The following is a 17,853-nucleotide window of genomic DNA, read 5'->3' on the forward strand; positions in this document are numbered from 1 at the left end:
AGGGGGATCGAAAGGGAAGATTATGGTGGAGAGGGGGGGGGAAATGGGAGGAGGGCGCCTCCGGGGGACCCCCTCCCCCCCCCCCGCCCCCCCCCCGGTCCGCCCGCCCGTTGCTCAGCGGGCGGGCGGGTCCAACAGCCAGTTCAGGATCCTGGGCAGCGCGTGCAGGGCGTCGAAGTGCGCTGCCGCCGGTTCCACCACGACGGTGGAGTTCGGGATGCGTTCGGCCAGCCAGCGGGAGTGGCCCACCGGCGAGAACACGTCCTTCTCGCCGTGCCACAGCATCACCGGACCCGTGATGTCCGCGGGGTCGAACCCCCACGGATTGCTGAACGCGAGCGCGTCGTCGATCCAGCCCCAGGCGGAAGTGCGCAGCCCCTCACGGTAGTTGCGCAGCAGCATGGTGCGGACCCCGGCGTCGTTGACCACCAGCCGGTCGGATTCGGTCAGCTCCTGGCGCAGATCGTCGATGAGCCGGACCGGGTTCTTCCTGATCACCGCGGACCGTGAGATGAACGATTCCGCGAGCCCGTCCGGATCGGCCGCCGCGGTGGAGTACGCCAGCACGTTGGAGGCGGCCATCCCGTCGAACCAGTCGAGACCGTCGGCCCCCCACGGGGCCAGCCCGACCAGCGCGGCGGTACGGGTCACCCGCTCCGGCATCAGCGCCGCGCAGGCCAGGGCGTGCGGGGCGCCACCGGACCGGCCCACCACGGCGAACCGATCGAGACCGAGATGGTCCGCGATGGCCCGTACGTCCTGGACGGCATCGGCGACGCAGCGGCCCGGCAGCCGGTCGGATTCGCCGTAGCCCGGCCGGTCGTAGGTGATCAGCTGGGTCTTGCGCTGGTAGAGGACCATGCCGCGCGGAGCCGGACCGAGCCTGCTGCCGGGCATCCCGTGCAGCAGGAAGACCGGTCTGCCACGGGGATCCCCGAGACGCTCCACCACCAGATGCCGCCCGTCGTCCGCGCGCACCCGACTACGCACTTGGCGCCTCCTCCGCAAGGTGCGGGCACCGCGTGCCCGTCTTTTCCTGCCCGATTCGATGATGGCTCATCAGAGCCCTTACCGGGATGGTGCGTTGGGAAACCGCATGAGGTGTTCGGGGGCGTGCTCGTCATTCCGTCCGGTGCCGGGCCGACGGCGCTACTGTCGCGGGATCTCGACCTCGGCGCGGAGCGCTCGCATGATCGGGGCGACATCGGCGGCGGTGAAGCCGAGTTTGGTGCCGGTGCCGTCGGCCTTGGTGATGAGGGTGACGCCGGCGGCGGTGGTCGGAGTGAACCAGGAGCAGGTGGAGACCGCTGTGGCGAGCATGTCGGTCTGGAGGAGGACGGTGTTGCAGATCGCCCGGCCGCCGTGCGGGCCTGGCTCGGCGTCGATGGCGCTGATGGTGGTCCGGTCGCCGGCGCCGTCGTCGTGGACCGCCGGGAGCTGGTTGAGGATGTCGTGCAGGTGGTCGGGCTCGAAGCCGTTGCCGGTGACCCCCGTGTAGAAGATCCACGCGCCGTCCGCCCGGTCGTCGTAATAGGCGCGTACCGGTGTGCCGGACACGTCGAGACGCGCGGCGTTCTTCCGGGTGTCGTCGTTGAACCTCCGCACCATGTCCGCCGGTGGCTGACCCTGCGGATAGCCGGCCGCGACCTGCGGGGCACTGAGCGCCCACGAGCTGCTGCTGTTCCCGCTGCTCCCGCTGCTCCCGCTGTTCCCGCTGTTCCTGCTGCTCCCGCTGCTCCCGCTTTTCCCGTTGGTGCCGCCGTCGGAGGGTCCGCTCCGGGCAGTGGTTGCGGCAGGGCCGTTGGACGAGTCGGCGGAAGGGCCGCAGGCCGACACCAGGGGCAGTCCCAGCAGGGCGCAGACCACGGTCAGCGCGACAGTGGGCCGACCGGGACGCGGGGCGGACGACACTCGGACGCGCTTGGGAACGGAACTGGCCATGTGCGGCCTCCTTGTGAACGGGACATGACCGGGCTTCGGGCATGCCTGTGCCAGGGCGGGTGCCGGCCGAAGCCCTCGGGATATCGGTGAGTCTCGCAGCTGTACGGCCGCGAGGCAGCCCCGTTGCACAGCGGTGCTTAACCCCCCTCGACAGAGGGACTGGCGGTGCGTCGGTACAGTCCGTGGCACATCCCCTGACACGAGGAGGGCGGCGCGCATGGACCTCGACCCCAGGCGCCTGCTGGTCCTGAGCGTGATCGCGCGGAGCGGCGGCCTCGCTCCGGCGGCACGCGTGCTCGGCCATACGCGGTCGGCGGTTTCGCAGCAACTGGCAAGCCTGGAACGAGAAGTGGGCCTGCCGCTGGTCGATCGTTCGGGCCCACGGCTGGAACTCACCGCGGCCGGCCGGATGCTCGCCGCCACCGGGGACCGCATCGGTCAGGAGCTCGCCGCCGCGGCACAGGAGTTGGGCTCCGTGAACCAGCAGGCCGTCCAGGGTCCGGTGGCGATCGGGGCCACGTCGTGGGTGCTTGCCCGGATCGCGGTCCGGGCGCTGCGGCTGCTGGCCAGGTCGCATCCGCGGGTCGAACCGAGGTTCGTCGAGGCCGGGCTGCCGGACGGCCTGCGGCAGCTGCGGCTGGGCGAGCTGGACGTCCTGGTCGTCACCGACGACCGGGACACCGCGCTGCCGCTGCCGCCCTCGGTGCGGGCGCAGGTGCTGAGCGAGGACTACTACCGCGTGGTCGTTCCGGCCACCTGGGACGTGCCGACCGCCGCCGCCGGACTCTCCGGCCGCCCGTGGATCAGCGCCCCCGCGCACTCCGCTCGTGGCCGTGCCTTCGCCCGGTTCGCGAGCGTCCACGGGGTCGTGCCGTCGGTCGAGCACCTGGCCGACCACATGATCGCCGTCCAGACGCTGCTGGCCGGGCAGCTCGGGGCCGCGGTCCTGCCGGCGCATTTCGCGGCCCAGTTGGAGCAGGTGACGGTGACGACGCTGCCCGTCACCGGCAGCCAGATCACACGGACGCTCTACCGCACCGGCCACGGCGGCCCCGCCGCGGCCGCCCGGGTGGTGGCCGACGCCTTGCAGCAGGCGGCCCGTGACCACGCCGAGGCGGCGACCGTCGCCGGACACACGAGGGGCGACATCATCGTCCGTACGCTGCACGATCCCACCGAGGTGCCGCCGCCCTCGCCCTCTCGCCGCACGCCGGGCAGGCCGTAGGCGTATTGCCCTGCGAGGGCGAGGGCGTGTCCGCCAACCGCGCGCGAGCCCGACGAGCGTTGCCCACTCGCCCTGACCGACCCGCAGCACCGGTCCGGCGCCCCGCGGCCTTCGAGTCCCGTACGGCACCCGTACCGGACCCGTACGACCGGTCGGTGGCGTCGGCCGCGGGTTCACCGCCTCCCGGGATCCGCGCCGATGACGACCGTTCGCGCCCACTCGGGAGGGGAGCCCGGGACGTAGTGGGGATCGTCGTCCTCGTCCCACGACCGGGGGAACAGGCCCACCACCGTCCGGCACGGCGGCTGTGTGCTCGGCCAGGGGGTCTGGCCATCGGTCAGGACCACGACGACATCGGGCCGCGGCTGCATCCGGAGGGCCCTGGCGAAGCCCGAGCGCAGATTCGTGCCCCCGCCGCCCACCAGCGGGATTCCCTCGGCACGGCACAGCGGATGCGCGACCCGGGCCGCCGCGTCGCACGGAAGGACGGTGATCAGGTCGCGACGGCCGCCGACGGCGCGGGAGATCGCGGCAACCTCCAGGAGCGCGCTGCCCAGTTCGGTGTCACTGACCGAAGCGGACGTGTCGATGACCACGGAGACCCGGGGCGGTCTGCGCCTCAGGCTCGGCAGCACGGCGCCGGGCACACCGGCCGAGCGCCGCGACGGGCGGCCGTACGTGTAGTCCTCGCCCGCGCCGGACCCGGAGGTGGCCGAACGTACCGCCGCACCCAGCAACTCCCGCCACGGCTGCGGCGGGTGGAAGGCCTCCTCCGCCCACCGCTTCCACCCCTTCGAGGCGTTCCCCGGACGGCCGGTGATGCCCTGCGCCACCCGGAACCGGACCGCGTCCCGTTCCTGCTCGCTGAGGCCGTGCGCGCCGTCCGGCCCCAGGTCCCACTCCCGCTCCAGTCCGTCGGCGCCACTGCCGCAGTCCAGCCAGGCCAGGTCCTGCGTATGCGGCCCGAGCCGGAACCGGCGCAGGTAGTCCTCCATGAGCCGGCCCTCGGGGAGCCCCAGGAAGGCCGGATCGACGACGCCCTCCGGCCGGGCCAGCCCCTCACCGAACACGTCGTCGTTGATCTCGCAGTCGGCGGCGATGTTCATCCGCAGCCGTTCCGCGGGGCCGGTCAGCCCGCGCTCCCGTGCGACCCGGTCGCTGCGCCCGTGGTGGTCGCGCAGCAGGTGCGACACCTCGTGCACCCAGACCCCGGCCAGTTCCTCCACCGGGGTCCGGTCCACGAAACCGGGCGAGACATAGCACCGCCAGTGCCGGTCGACGGCCATCGTCGGTACCCGCCGCGACTCCACGACACCCAGGGCGAACAGGGCCGTGGCCAAGTAGGGGCGGGCCCGGACGGCTTGCAGCCGGGCGGCGAAGAGCTTGTCGAGGTCCAGTCTTCCCGGTGCGTCCGGGGCCATCGGCGCGTCCGGGGTCATCGGCCGGCCTTCGCGGTGACCGCTTTCGTTGCGCTGATGGGCGCCGTATGGGGGATCCGGCTCACGGTCAGGGGCGGTTCGTCCCGTCCGGGGCAACAGCGCGGCGTCTCGTTCGCCGTCCTCCAGGTGGCGGCGATCGTGCCCCTCTCGGGACATTTCCTGTTGGTCATCGTGTCGTTCGCCCGATTGGTCTCGGCCGTGTCCGGCGAGAGCTAGGACGTCCGCTCCGGAGCGCGCCGGTATCACCCTCATCTGTCGTTCCCGGGAGCTCGGGCGAGGACCGAGCGCCTGGTCAGCCCATGGTCCGGATCGAATCGACCTTTGTCGTGACCTGCGTGCATGCTTCAATGCATGTGCAGGAAAGAGCGGATTGTGTGAACTATTCGGGGGAGAGGCGCCATGGCCGAATCGGATCGTCGGCTGGTGCAGACCGCGGTCATCGGGAGCGCCGCATCGGGCCTGGGCATCGTTCTGCCGCAAGAGGCCGACGAGCTCCGGCGGCTGCGTCGGCGGCATCCGACGTACAGCTACTGGTGCGGCACCCAGCTCGGTGGCTGCGGCAACAAGTTGTCCGACCGGCTCTACGTGGACAAGGTCTGCCACTTCGCCCACGCACCGAATACCTCCTGCCACCGCAAGGCCAATGGCGCGGACAGTGCGGACCACCTCTTCATCAAGCAGGACCTCACCCGCTGGGCCCGCAGGAGCGGTGTCGACGCGCGGGCCGTGCTCCGTGATCTGGGTACGGGTCCGGGTGACGCCGTCGACTTCCGGGTCCGTGACAGCCGGCAGCGGGTGCGCTTCCAGTTCCGGAGGCTGACGCACCCCGAATGGCGTTCCGCGCACGAGGAGTTGGAGCGCGACGCGGCAAGCCTGGACTGGGTTTTCGGGCCGGGTTCCGCCCACCCGGAGACCATGGCGGAGATGTACGGGACGTTCGGCCACGTACTCCGCTTCCGTTTCGGGACCGAGGGGGTGGAGCGGCGTATCCGGATCAGGGCGGAGGAGGCGCGGAGCAGCACCGACTGGGTGCCGCTCGACGCCTGCGCGATGACGCCCGAGGGCCTGCGGGTTCCCGGCGTGGAGAGGCGGAGGCGTACGAGCCGTCGCCCCGTTGCGGGGACGGCTCCCGGTCCTGCGGTGGACCGGCCGGTGCCGCGGCCCCCGCGGGACGGTACGGCCCCTGCGCAAGCGCCCGTCGCTCCCGGGCGCGGCTCTTCGGCGGACGCTCCCGACCGGCGGGCCGCCGCCGGTGCGGACCGCCGCTCCGGCCCGCGTACCAGCCCGCTCGTGCGGAAGGTCCAACGCCTGGTGGAGGAGCTGAACGTGCTGGCGGCACCGGCGGAGGCCGACATGCGGATGAAGGCCGAGCGGCTGGACCGCGAGGCGGCGGCCTGGGCCGTGCGGTATGGGCGGCTGACGAGCCCGGACTTCTGGTCCGGCAAGGCCACGAAGGTCGCGGCCCAGGGGGATTCGCTCGCGGGCCGGCTGGAGAAGCTGGCGCAGCACCTGAAATGACGTGCCCGCGAGGCCTGGTCAGGCGGGATTCGAGCCGAACGGTGGCCGCTCGCCGCTGAGTTTCTCCGGTGTGCGGCGCATGGCGACCAGGAGCGTGACGGCGGTGCCCACCACCGCCCACGCGGACAGCACCAGCAGGGGGCCGGTGACCGCGTTGCCCTTGAAGTAGGCGATCGAGCGCGCGACCCAGGTACCCGCCCCGGGCGGCAGCGCGGGACCGATCGCCCGCCAGAAGTCCGGGATCATCGGCAGCGGGTAGGCGCCGCCGGCGCTCGGGTTGCCCGCGATCACCACGATCAGGACGGCCAGGCCGATGCCGACGATGCCGGTGAGGGCCTGGAGGGCGAGGGTGATCATGCCGACCGCGAAGACGGTCAGTGCGCCCAGGCCCGACAGACCCCAGAAGCTTCCGGGCAGGGCGCCGAGGATCGGGCCGATGATGATCGCGCCGCCGATTCCGCCCACGATCGAGTACAGCGCCATGACGCCGGTCCGGATCACCGCGCGCTGACGGTTGGCGGGCTTGGAGCCCGCGCTGATCGCCAGGATCGAGGCGCAGAGGTAGCCGCCGACGCACCAGCCCACGACCAGGTAGAACGACGAGATCCCGTTGAAGTCCTGGTTGGAGGCCGGGGCCAGGTCCACGGACCGTACGGTGCGCTGCTGGGTCCGGTCGACCTCCGTGATGATCTTCGTCAGGGTGGTGGCCAGCGAGGTGCCGCCGCCGGAGGCGACCAGCACGGTGTCGGTCGTGCCCCGGGGGCTGACGATCAGGGCGCCGTCGATCCTGCGATCGAGGATCTGCTCGCGGGCGGTGGCCGCGTCGGTGACCGCGCGGGGGTCCAGCGGACCGCCGGGGAGATTCTTCAGCTCGGTGAGGAGCTGTGCGGAAATCTGCCGGGGCGCGACGACGCCGAAGGGTACGTCCGTCGGCTTCGGCCTGTGCAACGCCCCGACGTAGGACGCGATGAACAGCAGCTGCAGTCCGAGCACACCGATGACGAGCAGTGCGGCCCGTGGAGTGACGGCGTTCTTCACCTCGTCAGCGAAAGTCATGCCCCCACGTTCCGGGGCGTCGGCCGTTCGTGCAGTCGGGGCTGGGCCGAATGGCTGACCGGAACCCTTGCCGGTCACCGGTCGGGGCCGGGAGACCGTTCCGCGCTCCGGGTATCGTACGAATGTTCGAAACTTGGTCTATGGTGGAGAACGAGGGGGGTGGTGAGTACGGATCGTTCAGGAGGTGCAGGTGCCCGGGTTCACGCATCTGCGTACCGTTTCCGGGTTCTCCCTGAGGTACGGGGCCTCGCATCCGGAGCGGCTGGCGGAGCGCGCCGCCCGGCGGGGGATGGACGCTCTGGCACTGACCGATCGCGACACGCTCGCGGGCGCGGTCCGCTTCGCCAAGGCCTGCGAGAGCGCCGGGGTGCGGCCGCTCTTCGGGGTGGAGCTCGCGGTGGGTCCCTCGGCGGCGGAGCATACGAGAGACGGCGGGCGTACGCATCGGCTGCGGACCCCGGTCCGCGGTGGCGCCTTCGTCGATGAATCCGCGCCCCGGGCCACCTTCCTCGCCCGGGACGGGGCCCGGGGCTGGGCGGAATTGTGCCGTCTCGTCACCGCCGCCCACGCCCCCGCGCCCGACGGCGCCGGACAGCCCCTGGTCGGCCGGTCCGAGCTGCCCGCCGAAGGGCTCACCGTGCTGCTCGGCCCCGCCTCCGACGTCGGCAGGGCGCTGACCGCCGGCCGCCCGGACCGGGCGGCCGCGCTGCTCGCCGGCTGGCGGGAGATCTACGGTGACGACCTGCGCCTCGAAGCCGTCCACCACGGGCGCGAAGGCACCGGACCCGGATCGCTGCGGCTCGCCGCCCGTACCGTCGGCTTCGCCGCCGAGCAGGGAGTACGGGCCGTGCTGACCAACGCCGTCCGGTACGCCGACGCGGGGCAGGGCCCGGTCGCCGATGTGCTCGACGCGGCCCGCGGGCTGGTCCCCGTCGACCCCCGACGCGCCCCGCTCGACAGCGGGGAGCGCTGGCTGAAGGACGCCCGCGCGATGGCGGAGACCGCCGGGCGGATCGCCTCGGCCGCCGGTCTCGGCCGGGACGCCGGGGAGCGGCTGCTCGCGGAGACCCGGCGCACCGCCGACGCCTGTGTCGTCGACCCCGAGGGCGACCTCGGCCTCGGCGCCGTCCACTTCCCCGAACCGGAGCTCGTCGGCGCCGGGCGGCGCACCGCCCAGCGGGTGCTGGCCTCCCGTGCCGCCGCCGGCATGGTGCTGCGCGGCTACGACCGCAGGCGCGACTACTGGGAGCGGATGCACCAGGAGCTGGACATCATCGCCTACCACGGTTTCGCCTCCTACTTCCTGACGGTCGCTCAGGTCGTGGATGACATAAGGGCGATGGAGGTACGGGTCGCCGCCCGGGGCTCCGGTGCGGGCTCCCTGGTCAACCATCTCCTCGGGATCGCGCACGCCGACCCGGTCGAGCACGGGCTGCTGATGGAGCGCTTCCTCTCCAGGCGCCGCTTCGTGCTGCCCGACATCGACATCGACGTGGAATCCGCCCGCAGGCTCGACGTCTACCGCGCGATCATCGGACGCTTCGGCACCGAACGGGTCGCGACCGTCGCCATGCCCGAGACCTACCGGGTGCGCCACGCCATCCGGGACGTGGGCGCCGCGCTCTCCATGAACCCGGCCGAGACCGACCGGCTCGCCAAGGCCTTCCCGCACATCCGGGCCCGCGACGCCCGCGCGGCCATGGAGGAACTGCCCGAACTGCGTGAAGTGGCACGGGAGAAGGACCGGTACGGGCGGCTCTGGGAGCTGGTGGAGGCGCTGGACGGGCTGCCGCGCGGTATCGCCATGCACCCGTGCGGGGTGCTCCTCTCGGACGCCTCCCTGCTGCGCCGTACGCCCACCGTGCCCACCAGCGGCGACGGCTTCCCGATGGTGCAGTTCGACAAGGAGGACGTGGAGGACCTGGGGCTGCTCAAGCTCGATGTGCTGGGTGTGCGGATGCAGTCGGCGATGGCGCACGCGGTCACGGAGATCGGTCGGGCCTCGGGGCAGGACGTGGACCTGGACGCCGTGCCGCCGGACGACCCGGAGACGTACCGGATGATCAGGAGCGCCGAGACGCTGGGCTGCTTCCAGGTCGAGTCGCCGGGCCAGCGCGATCTGGTCGGCAGGCTCCAGCCGGCCGGTTTCCACGATCTGGTGGTCGACATCTCGCTGTTCCGCCCCGGGCCGGTCGCCGCCGACATGGTGCGGCCGTTCATCGAGGCCCGGCACGGCCGGGCCCCCGTGCGCTATCCGCACCCCGATCTGGAAGGGCCGCTGCGCGAGACGTACGGAGTGGTCGTCTTCCACGAGCAGATCATCGAGATGGTCGACATCATGACCGGCTGCGGCCGGGACGAGGCCGACCGGGTCCGGCGCGGGCTCTCCGACCCCGACTCGCAGGGGCGGATCAAGGTGTGGTTCGCGCAGCGGGCGGCGGAGAGGAAGTACGGCGCCGAAGTGATCGCCCGGACCTGGGAGATCATCGAGGCGTTCGGCAGTTACGGCTTCTGCAAGGCGCACGCGGTCGCCTTCGCCGTGCCGACGTACCAGTCGGCGTGGCTCAAGGCGCACCACCCGGCGGCCTTCTACGCCGGGCTGCTCACCCATGACCCCGGGATGTACCCGAAGCGGCTGCTGCTCGCGGACGCGCGGCGGCGCGGGGTGCCGGTGCTGGCGCTGGACGTGAACCGGTCGGCGGCCGCCCATCGAATCGAACTGGTGTCTGATGATGGAGGAGGGAAGGGTATGTGGGGGGTGCGGCTCGCGCTCTCGGACGTCCATGGCATCAGCGGGGCCGAGGTCGCCCGGATCGAGGCCGGGCAGCCCTACACCTCGCTGCTGGACTTCTGGCAGCGGGCCAGGCCGGGCAGGCCGGCCGCCGAACGACTGGCCCGGGTGGGCGCGTTGGACGCGTTCGGCACCAACCGGCGCGATCTGCTGCTGCACCTGTCCGAACTGCACCGCGCCCAGCGGGGTGCGGGCTCCGGCACCTCCGGCGCGCAGCTCCCCCTCGGCGGCGGGCACCGGACCGGCTCCATCGGTCTGCCCGACCTCAACGAAGCGGAACGGCTCAGCGCCGAGCTGGGCGTCCTGAGCATGGATGTCTCCCGCCATCTGATGGACGATCACCACGCCTTCCTGAAGGAGCTCGGCGCGGTCTCCGCTAAGCGGCTGCGCGAGGCACGGCACGGGGACACCGTGCTGGTCGCGGGCGCCAAGGCGGCCACCCAGACCCCGCCGGTCCGCTCCGGCCGCCGGGTCGTCTTCACCACCCTGGACGACGGTACGGGCCTGGTCGACCTGGCCTTCTTCGACGACAGCCACGCCGCCTGCGCGCACACCGTCTTCCACTCCTGGCTGCTGCTGGTGCGCGGAGTGGTGCAGCGACGCGGACCGCGGAGCCTGAGCGTGGTCGGCGCGGCCGCCTGGAACCTGGCGGAACTGGCCGAACTGCGGCGTACCGGCGGACTCGACGCGGTCGCGGACCGGCTGGCGGCGGAACCCCCGTCCGAGGAGCCCCCGTCCGGTGACGGTGACGGCGGGCGCCGCATCCAGCTGCCGACGGGGTACGAGATGAACCCCTGGTCCGACCTCCAGCCGCCCGGCGAAGGCATCGCCACCGGCAGGAAGCTGTGGCACCAGAGCCCGGGGAGCGCGGGATGAGCACCGCACCCGATGCGCCGGGAATCCTGTACCTGCGGTTCCGCAAGCTCGGCGGCGGCCTCCCGGACAGCGCCGGTTACGAGGGGCTGCTCGCCCTGCTCGGCGCGTTCACCCCGGTGGTCGAGGCGGTCCCGCCCGACGGGGCGCTCGCCGATGTGCGCGGCGCGCTGCGCTACTTCGGGCAGGACGTGAGGGGGCTGGCCTCGGTGATCCGGATCCGCGCGCTCGCCCTGCACGGCGTGGACTGCGCGATCGGGGCGGCGGAGAACCCGATGCTGGCCCGGACGGCGGCACGGCAGGCCGCGCCCGGGACGACCTTCGTGGTGCCCGGGGGCGGGGGAGCGGAGTTCCTCGCGGACCGGCCGGCCGCGGCCCTGGACGGCGTCGGGGCGGCGACGGCCCGCACCCTGTGCGGGTACGGGCTCGACTCCGTCGGCCGGATCGCGGCAGCCCCGCTCGGCACCCTCCAGCGGATCACCGGCGTACGGACCGGCCGCGAACTGTGGGAGCGGGCGCGCGGCATCGACCGCACGGCGGTCGCGCCGGGCGCCGCCCCCCGGTCGATCGCCGCCGAACGGTCCTTCCCGCGCGACGAGCTGGACCGGGAACGGCAGCGCCGTGCACTCATGTCGCTCACCGAGGAGCTGGGGGCCAGGATGCGCGGGGACGGGCAGGTCTGCCGCGGCCTCGCGGTCTCCGTGCGCTACGCCGACCGCACCGGATACTCGACGCTGACCCGCAGCCGTACACTCCGGGAGCCCACCGCCCACTCCGCGGCGCTCACCGCCCTCGCGTACCGGATCCATGACTCGTTCGCCCTGCAACGGGCCCGGGTGCGGGGGATCGGGCTGCGCGCCGAGGGGCTGACGGACCGTCAGCGGGCCACGCACCAGCTGTCCTTCGACCCGGTGGACGAGCGGGCGCGCCGGATCGAGGCGGTGGCGGACCGGCTGCGGGCCAGGTACGGCCCACGGGCCGTGATGCCGGGGCGGCTCGCGGCCTGACCACGCTCCTGGCCACGCCCCGATCTCGCCTCCGGCCTCGCCCGATTGATGGACCGTCACTTTTTACCGACGCGTAACTTCCCACGCCGGCCTACTCACGCGTAATTTGACCCGGGAACACGGAAGAATCAGCAGTCGGAACTTGTGGTCCGGGCCGCAGGATGTACAGACATCGCAACTCCCTTGAGCCGCAAGGAGACCACACGATGCTGCCCTGGACACGTGCGCCGCGTGCCCCACGTGCGCGGAGGACCCTCACCGCACTGCTCCTCGCCGTCGCCGCAGTCGCCACCCCCACGGCCGCTGCCGCTGCAGCCACCCCCACCGCCGCCACGGCCACCTCCCGTGGCTGGAACGACTACTCCTGCAAGCCGTCCGCAGCCCATCCCCGCCCCGTCGTCCTGGTCCATGGAACCTTCGGGAACTCGATCGACAACTGGCTGGTCCTCGCCCCCTACCTCGTCGACCGGGGCTACTGCGTCTACTCGCTCGACTACGGGCAACTGCCCGGTGTGCCGGTCTTCAACGGCCTCGGCCCGGTCGACAAGTCGGCCGGACAGCTCGCCTCGTTCGTCGACAAGGTGCTCGCCGCCACCGGCGCCGGCAAGGCCGACCTCGTGGGCCACTCCCAGGGCGGCATGATGCCGAACTACTACCTGAAGTTCCTCGGCGGGGCCGCCGAGGTGAACGCCATGATCGGGCTCGCCCCCGACAACCACGGCACCACCCTGCTCGGTCTGACGAAGCTGCTGCCGTACTTCCCGGGAGCGGCGGACCTGCTGAACGCCAACACACCCGGTCTCGCCGACCAGGTGGCGGGCTCCCCGTTCATCACCAAGCTCAACTCGGTCCCCGACACCGTGCCCGGAGTGCACTACACCGTCATCGCGACCAGGTACGACGAGGTCGTGACCCCGTACCGCACGCAGTTCCTGGACGGCCCGGACGTGCACAACGTCCTGCTCCAGGACCTGTGCCCGGTCGACTTCTCCGAGCACGTGGCGATCGGCACCGTCGACCGGATCGCCTACCACGAGGTGGCGAACGCCCTGGACCCGGCGCACGCCACCCCCACCACCTGCGCCTCGGCCGTCGGATAGGGGAAGCGGCGGTACGAGGGGTCCGGGCATCCCGGCCGAGGGACCCCTCGTGCCCGCCGGGTCCCTCGTACCGATGATCCCTCGTACGGAGCGGCACGGCTGTCGGTGGTGGCTGGCACGATCTACCCATGACGACGATCGACTGGGATTCCGCAGCCGACTCCTTCGACGAGGAACCCGACCACGGGCTGCTCGACCCGGTGGTCCGGCACGCCTGGGCGCAGCGGTTGGAGAGCTGGCTGCCCGGCGAGCGCTCCGAGGTGCTCGACCTGGGGTGCGGCACCGGGAGCCTGGCCCTGCTCGTCGCCGGGCAGGGGCACCGGGTCACCGCCGTCGACCGCTCCCCGCGCATGGTGGAGCAGGCACGGGCCAAGCTCGCCGGGACGGGCACCGCGGTGTTCACCGGCGACGCGGCCCGGCCGCCGGTCGGCAATCAGCGGTTCGACGTGATCATGGCCAGACATGTGGTGTGGCTGCTGCCCGACCCGGCGGCGGCCCTGCGCCACTGGTTCACCCTGCTGCGGCCGGGCGGCCGGCTGATCCTGGTCGAAGGCGTCCGGGGCGGCGTCGGTCTCTGTGCCGAGCGGCTGACCGGACTGCTCTCGGAACTCACCGAACGCATCCACCACGAGCGGCTCTCCGACGATCCGAACCTGTGGGGCAAGCGGGTCGACGACGAGCGCTACGCCCTGGTGGCCCGCGCCCAACCGCCGCACCGGCACACCGAGGTCGTCGATGTGCATCTGATCCTCCGCCGCGGCCCCGAGGTCCTGCTCGCCCGCCGGGCCGGTACGGGGTACGCGGACGGGCTGTTCAACGGCCCGTCCGGACATGTCGAGGACGGCGAGGACGTCCGCGAGGCGATGATCCGGGAGGCCGCCGAGGAGATCGGCGTCGAACTCGGCCCGGACGAGCTGCGGGTCGCCCTGGTCATGCAGCACCGCGGTCCCGGCGGCAGGCCCAGGACCGGCTGGTTCTTCGAGGCGGAGTACGACCCCGGCCGCGAGCCGTACAACCGTGAGCCGGAGAAGTGCTCCGAGCTGGCCTGGTTCCCGCTGGACGCCCTCCCGGACGACATCGTCGCCTACTGCCGGGCGGGGCTGGACGGTTACCGGGCGGGGGAGCACTTCCTCATCCACTGGCACGAGGACGGCGACACCGTGGCGTACCAGCCGCACGGCGTCCGCCGCGCCGTCCCGCTGCCGGCCGGCGGGGCCGGCACCGGCGCGGTGCATCACATCGAGCTGTGGGTGCCCGATCTGGCGGTGGCCGAGCAGGGGTGGGGCTGGCTGCTCGGCGAGCTGGGCCATGTCCCGTACCAGCGCTGGGAACACGGGCGTAGCTGGCGGCGCGGCGACAGCTACGTGGTGGTCGAGCAGTCGCCCGATCTGACTCCGGGGCCGCACGACCGGCGCCGCCCCGGGCTCAACCACCTCGCGTTCCACGTCCGGGACCGGGCCACCCTCGACGGACTGGTGGCAAGGGCCCCGGCGCACGGCTGGCGGCCGCTCTTCGAGGACCGCTACCCGCACGCGGGCGGCGACGGGCACATCGCCGCCTATCTGGAGGACGCCGCGGGGTACGAGGTGGAGCTGGTCGCCGGAGTCCGGCAGGCCCGCCCGGCGCCGGAGGAACCGGCGCCGTACGCCGATGTGTGGGAGTGGCGCCGGGACCGGGCGTACTGACCACGGGCGGCGCGGCCCCGTTCTCTCCGGCCCGTCGGACGTGTTGGCCGGGCCGGTCGGACGCGTCGCCCGTCAGCTGTGCGCGTCGTGCGGCCCGGGGCGGGGATCCGGTCCGGGCTCGCGGAAGTGCAGGACGAAGCGGGCGCGTTCCCCCTGGATGCGCCGACGGACATGGAGCACCGGTTCGCCGTCGGGCGTGCAGCTGACGCCCTCGCGGACGAGCAGCGGACTTCCGGCCGGTACGCCCAGAAGGTCGGCGTCCCCGATGTCGGCCCCGATCGCGCTGAAGGCGCGCCAGTCGTACTCCAGGGTGATGCCGGCGCTGTCGGCCAGCGCGCGGACCAGGTTCTCCACCGGTCCGGGGGCCGTGAGTTCCCGGGGCAGCAGGGCGCGGGGTATCCAGTAGCTGCTGATGCCCCAGCACTCCGAGCCGCTGGAGAACACCGTCTCCACCCGGGCGAGGACACCGGCGGGCCGGCCCAGATGGCGCGCCGCCTCCTCGTCGGCCGCGGTGGCCCCCGCCGGCAGGACGGCGGTGATCGTCTCCTGGACGTCCAGGCCCCGTTCGGCGGTGGAGCCGGGCAGTGAGGCATGTGTGCTGCCCATGTCGAACCGCTGACTGCGGGGGTCGACCGTGATCGACACCCGGGCGACGGGCAGGCGTACGAAGGTCCCGATGCCCCGGCGGATCTCGATGGCGGCGGCCCGATCCAGTTCCGCGACGGCCTCGCGGACGGTCAGGCGGTTGACGCCGAACTCGGCACACATCTCGGGTTCGCTCGGCAGCCGGGAGCCGGCCGGGAACTCCCCGGCGTCGATGCGTTCCTGGATGAGGCGGGCCAACTGGAGATAGCGCGGACTGGTCCTTCGGTGGTTCGACACCCCTGGATAGTACGAACCTTCGCGCCCCGGCAGGGGCCGGGTGCCCACCCGGGCGGGCACCGCACCGGGGCCGTTCCGCCGGTGTTCATGTGCAGGCCATTCGCGGGGCCGGACCCCCGTACCTGAGACATCTGCACATCTGGATGTCTCCTCCGGATGTCCGCCGCGGAGTCCCGGCACGGACGACGGCGGAGACATCCGGACCGTCCCCCAGCACCCGTGAGGTCCCCCGTGCCCTGCTGAACTTCCGCGACCCCGCCCTGGAGCTGCGGGCACGGGACATCCACCTCCGCGAGGTCAGACCAGCAGGGCCGCGAGGCCTTCCGTGCGGGCCAGGTGTTCCAGCTCGTCCAGTGCCCGGCGCGCCGCACCGGCCGCCGCCGGATCGCGTCCGGCGAGACCGCTCTCCTCGAACTCGTCCTCGTCCAGCCGCAGTATGGACGAGCCGTCCGCCGACACCCACAGATCGAGGTCCAGGTCCTCCACCAGGAGCTCCCCGTCCCGCAGTACCGCAGGACGGGTGATGTCGCAGTACCAGCCCTTGAGCCCGCCCGCGCCGGTACGGACCTCCTTCACGGCGAACCAGCGGTCGCGCCAGTAGTGCTCGGTGAAGACATCGCCCGGCTCGAACCGTACGAAGCCGAAGTCACGGACCCCGGGCGCCGCCCACGGCGCACGCACCGTCACCCGGACCCCGTCGTCGCGGACCACGTCCGCGGGGTAGCGGATCTTGGTCCGCCCGGCCTTCACCAGGGCGACCACCAGCGCGGTCTCAGCCGAGCCTGCGGACATGGCGCACCTCCGTGGCACAGATCTCGTAGCCGAACCATCGATTGACCGCCAGCATCGGGCCGTTGTCCGCGTCGTTGCCGGTGTACGCGTCCGTGTACCCGGCGGCGCGCGCCCGGTGCAGCGAGTCGTTCTTGGCGAGCTTGGCCAGGCCCCGGTTGCGGTACGCCCGGCGGGTGCCGGTCATCCCGGACATGTACCGGGTCAGGCCATCGGTCTCCGCGGCGCTGAAGGCCGCCACTTCCCCGTCCACCACCGCGACCGAGGTGAGCTCGTGGTCGAGCGCGGGGGCGCGCCAGGTGTGATTGAGCCAGTCCTCGTAGTCGGTCAGTTCCATCGGGGTGTCGCTCGGCTCGTCGGCCGTGGTCTCGGCGTCCGCCTCGAAGAGCGGGCGCGGGTCGTCCGCGAAGTCCGCGGCGGTACGCAGCTCGACGCCCGGCGGGAGCTCCTGACGGGGCGGCAGCGATCCGCCGGCCAGGTCGAGGTGGAGGAAGTGCGCCGGGCGGCTCGACGCATAGCCGCGCTTCTCGGCGAAGGCCAGGTTCGACGGGGTGGCGAGCACCCAGGTGTAGATCGCCGTCGCGCCCTCCCTCGCCAGGTACTCCTCGGCCGTGCGCAGCAGCAGCGCACCCGCCCCGCGCCCGGTGCGCTCCGGATGCGTGTACGTGTTGCAGAACCCCTGTCCGGGTTCGGGGCTGTCGTGGACGAGGCCGACCTGCGCGGTCCCGATGAGCTCCCCGTCCTCCTCGGCGACCAGCAGCCGGGCGCGCTTGTCCGGGTGGGCCGAGGCCAGTTCGAAGGTGACGCACTCGGGCGTCGTCACGATGAAGGGCAGGGCGGCACGCCGGACCCGTACCCAGTCCTCCGCGTCGGCGGGGAGGAAGTCGCGAACGATGACAGTCATGGGCCGGACGTTACGCGTGGGCCGCCACCGGACGCCCCCGAATTTCCGGCGGTGGGGCGGACGTGGGGGAGAATCGGGGCGTGACCCTGAAGATCGCCCTTGATCCGGATGCCGGTACCGCCCCGTACGAGCAACTGCGCACGCAGATCTCCGAACTGGCCCGCTCCGGCGCGCTGCCCGTCGGTTTCAGACTTCCGACGGTACGCGGCTTCGCCGAGGAGCTGGGCCTCGCCGCGAACACCGTCGCGAAGGCGTACCGCGCGCTGGAGGCCGACGGGGTGATCGAGACCCGTGGGCGCAACGGCACGTTCGTCGCCGCCGCCGGCGACGCGGCGGACCGTCATGCGGCGGCCGCGGCACAGGAGTACGCGGAGCAGGCGCGGCGGCTGGGCCTGTCCCGGTCCGAGGCGCTGTCCCTGGTACAGGACGCGGTACGGGCGGCGTACGGGGCCGGGTGAGCCGGGGACGGGGCGGTGGGGCGGGGCCGCGGGGCTCGGGGATGCGGCCGCGGGGCTCAGAGCCTGTCGGGGGGGCCCCCCACCGGAGGGCCCCCCCCCCCCCACCCCCCCCCCCCCCTCTCCCTCCCCTCCCCCCCCCCCCCCCTCCCCCCCCCCCCCCCCCTCTACCCCACACCCCCCCACCC

Annotated in this window: 15 protein-coding genes; 8 read left to right on the top strand and 7 right to left on the bottom strand. The window is 72.8% G+C overall.

All coding sequences use genetic code 11. The features are described 5' to 3' along the window. Positions 1 to 114: 114 nt before the first annotated feature. The gene (locus tag ACFV8T_RS10520) at positions 115 to 990 is read right to left on the bottom strand and encodes an alpha/beta fold hydrolase (RefSeq protein ID WP_266421372.1); all 876 of its coding nucleotides are present in this window, start codon (positions 988 to 990) and stop codon (positions 115 to 117) included. A gap of 159 nt (positions 991 to 1,149) precedes the next feature. Further along, positions 1,150 to 1,941: a hypothetical protein gene (locus ACFV8T_RS10525; RefSeq protein WP_385326344.1), complete on the bottom strand. Its 792-nt coding sequence runs from the start codon at positions 1,939 to 1,941 to the stop codon at positions 1,150 to 1,152. A gap of 217 nt (positions 1,942 to 2,158) precedes the next feature. On the opposite strand from ACFV8T_RS10525, the gene ACFV8T_RS10530 reads away from it, so the two are divergent. Further along, positions 2,159 to 3,166, top strand: coding sequence for a LysR family transcriptional regulator (locus tag ACFV8T_RS10530; protein ID WP_385326345.1), 1,008 nt, complete (start codon positions 2,159 to 2,161; stop codon positions 3,164 to 3,166). Between the two features lie 173 nt (positions 3,167 to 3,339). Here ACFV8T_RS10530 and ACFV8T_RS10535 read toward each other — a convergent pair whose 3' ends face one another. After that, positions 3,340 to 4,605 (bottom strand): VWA-like domain-containing protein, encoded by a 1,266-nt coding sequence (locus ACFV8T_RS10535; RefSeq protein ID WP_385326347.1) that lies wholly within the window; start codon positions 4,603 to 4,605, stop codon positions 3,340 to 3,342. A gap of 15 nt (positions 4,606 to 4,620) precedes the next feature. On the opposite strand from ACFV8T_RS10535, the gene ACFV8T_RS10540 reads away from it, so the two are divergent. Together ACFV8T_RS10540 and ACFV8T_RS10545 are read left to right on the top strand one after the other, a co-directional pair. Further along, positions 4,621 to 4,821, top strand: a complete 201-nt coding sequence (locus ACFV8T_RS10540) for a hypothetical protein (protein WP_385326349.1) — start codon at positions 4,621 to 4,623, stop codon at positions 4,819 to 4,821. 183 nt (positions 4,822 to 5,004) lie between these two features. Then, positions 5,005 to 6,123, top strand: coding sequence for a hypothetical protein (locus tag ACFV8T_RS10545; protein WP_385326351.1), 1,119 nt, complete (start codon positions 5,005 to 5,007; stop codon positions 6,121 to 6,123). Between the two features lie 18 nt (positions 6,124 to 6,141). Here the strand turns inward: ACFV8T_RS10545 and ACFV8T_RS10550 are convergent, their stop codons facing one another. Beyond that, positions 6,142 to 7,179: a DUF3533 domain-containing protein gene (locus ACFV8T_RS10550; protein ID WP_385326352.1), complete on the bottom strand. Its 1,038-nt coding sequence runs from the start codon at positions 7,177 to 7,179 to the stop codon at positions 6,142 to 6,144. 190 nt (positions 7,180 to 7,369) lie between these two features. Between ACFV8T_RS10550 and ACFV8T_RS10555 the strand changes: the two genes are divergently transcribed. The 4 genes from ACFV8T_RS10555 (at position 7,370) to ACFV8T_RS10570 (ending at position 14,635) form a co-directional block, all read left to right on the top strand. After that, positions 7,370 to 10,846, top strand: a complete 3,477-nt coding sequence (locus ACFV8T_RS10555) for a DNA polymerase III subunit alpha (RefSeq protein WP_385326354.1) — start codon at positions 7,370 to 7,372, stop codon at positions 10,844 to 10,846. Beyond that, positions 10,843 to 11,850, top strand: a complete 1,008-nt coding sequence (locus ACFV8T_RS10560; RefSeq protein ID WP_385326356.1) for a hypothetical protein — start codon at positions 10,843 to 10,845, stop codon at positions 11,848 to 11,850. Before ACFV8T_RS10555 ends, ACFV8T_RS10560 begins: the two co-directional genes overlap by 4 nt. Positions 11,851 to 12,056: 206 nt before the next feature. Then, positions 12,057 to 12,950, top strand: a complete 894-nt coding sequence (locus ACFV8T_RS10565; protein WP_385326357.1) for an esterase/lipase family protein — start codon at positions 12,057 to 12,059, stop codon at positions 12,948 to 12,950. 128 nt (positions 12,951 to 13,078) lie between these two features. Beyond that, positions 13,079 to 14,635: a trifunctional class I SAM-dependent methyltransferase/NUDIX hydrolase/VOC family protein gene (locus ACFV8T_RS10570; RefSeq protein ID WP_385326359.1), complete on the top strand. Its 1,557-nt coding sequence runs from the start codon at positions 13,079 to 13,081 to the stop codon at positions 14,633 to 14,635. Between the two features lie 72 nt (positions 14,636 to 14,707). Here the strand turns inward: ACFV8T_RS10570 and ACFV8T_RS10575 are convergent, their stop codons facing one another. The 3 genes from ACFV8T_RS10575 to ACFV8T_RS10585 all read right to left on the bottom strand — a co-directional run bounded on the left by ACFV8T_RS10575 (position 14,708) and on the right by ACFV8T_RS10585 (position 17,210). After that, on the bottom strand, positions 14,708 to 15,517 hold the full coding sequence (locus ACFV8T_RS10575; protein WP_385326361.1) for a GntR family transcriptional regulator: 810 nt from the start codon (positions 15,515 to 15,517) through the stop codon (positions 14,708 to 14,710). Positions 15,518 to 15,814: 297 nt separating this feature from the next. Then, positions 15,815 to 16,309 (bottom strand): DUF402 domain-containing protein, encoded by a 495-nt coding sequence (locus ACFV8T_RS10580; protein ID WP_385326363.1) that lies wholly within the window; start codon positions 16,307 to 16,309, stop codon positions 15,815 to 15,817. Further along, complete coding sequence (locus ACFV8T_RS10585) at positions 16,290 to 17,210, bottom strand: GNAT family N-acetyltransferase (RefSeq protein WP_385326365.1); 921 nt, start codon at positions 17,208 to 17,210, stop codon at positions 16,290 to 16,292. The genes ACFV8T_RS10580 and ACFV8T_RS10585 overlap by 20 nt, the downstream gene beginning before the upstream one ends. 80 nt (positions 17,211 to 17,290) lie before the next feature. On the opposite strand from ACFV8T_RS10585, the gene ACFV8T_RS10590 reads away from it, so the two are divergent. Further along, complete coding sequence (locus tag ACFV8T_RS10590) at positions 17,291 to 17,668, top strand: GntR family transcriptional regulator (RefSeq protein ID WP_385326366.1); 378 nt, start codon at positions 17,291 to 17,293, stop codon at positions 17,666 to 17,668. The last annotated feature ends 185 nt before the right edge of the window (positions 17,669 to 17,853 follow it).

This window comes from Streptomyces sp. NPDC059832 (assembly GCF_042731715.1).
Lineage (GTDB): Bacteria > Actinomycetota > Actinomycetes > Streptomycetales > Streptomycetaceae > Streptomyces.

Coding starts and splice junctions, on each gene's coding strand:
- ACFV8T_RS10535 (WP_385326347.1), bottom strand. CDS start 4,605: ATGACCCCGGACGCGCCGATGGCCCCGGACGCACCGGGAAGACTGGAC.
- ACFV8T_RS10560 (WP_385326356.1), top strand. CDS start 10,843: ATGAGCACCGCACCCGATGCGCCGGGAATCCTGTACCTGCGGTTCCGC.
- ACFV8T_RS10580 (WP_385326363.1), bottom strand. CDS start 16,309: ATGTCCGCAGGCTCGGCTGAGACCGCGCTGGTGGTCGCCCTGGTGAAG.
- ACFV8T_RS10565 (WP_385326357.1), top strand. CDS start 12,057: ATGCTGCCCTGGACACGTGCGCCGCGTGCCCCACGTGCGCGGAGGACC.
- ACFV8T_RS10570 (WP_385326359.1), top strand. CDS start 13,079: ATGACGACGATCGACTGGGATTCCGCAGCCGACTCCTTCGACGAGGAA.
- ACFV8T_RS10585 (WP_385326365.1), bottom strand. CDS start 17,210: ATGACTGTCATCGTTCGCGACTTCCTCCCCGCCGACGCGGAGGACTGG.
- ACFV8T_RS10550 (WP_385326352.1), bottom strand. CDS start 7,179: ATGACTTTCGCTGACGAGGTGAAGAACGCCGTCACTCCACGGGCCGCA.
- ACFV8T_RS10530 (WP_385326345.1), top strand. CDS start 2,159: ATGGACCTCGACCCCAGGCGCCTGCTGGTCCTGAGCGTGATCGCGCGG.
- ACFV8T_RS10545 (WP_385326351.1), top strand. CDS start 5,005: ATGGCCGAATCGGATCGTCGGCTGGTGCAGACCGCGGTCATCGGGAGC.
- ACFV8T_RS10525 (WP_385326344.1), bottom strand. CDS start 1,941: ATGGCCAGTTCCGTTCCCAAGCGCGTCCGAGTGTCGTCCGCCCCGCGT.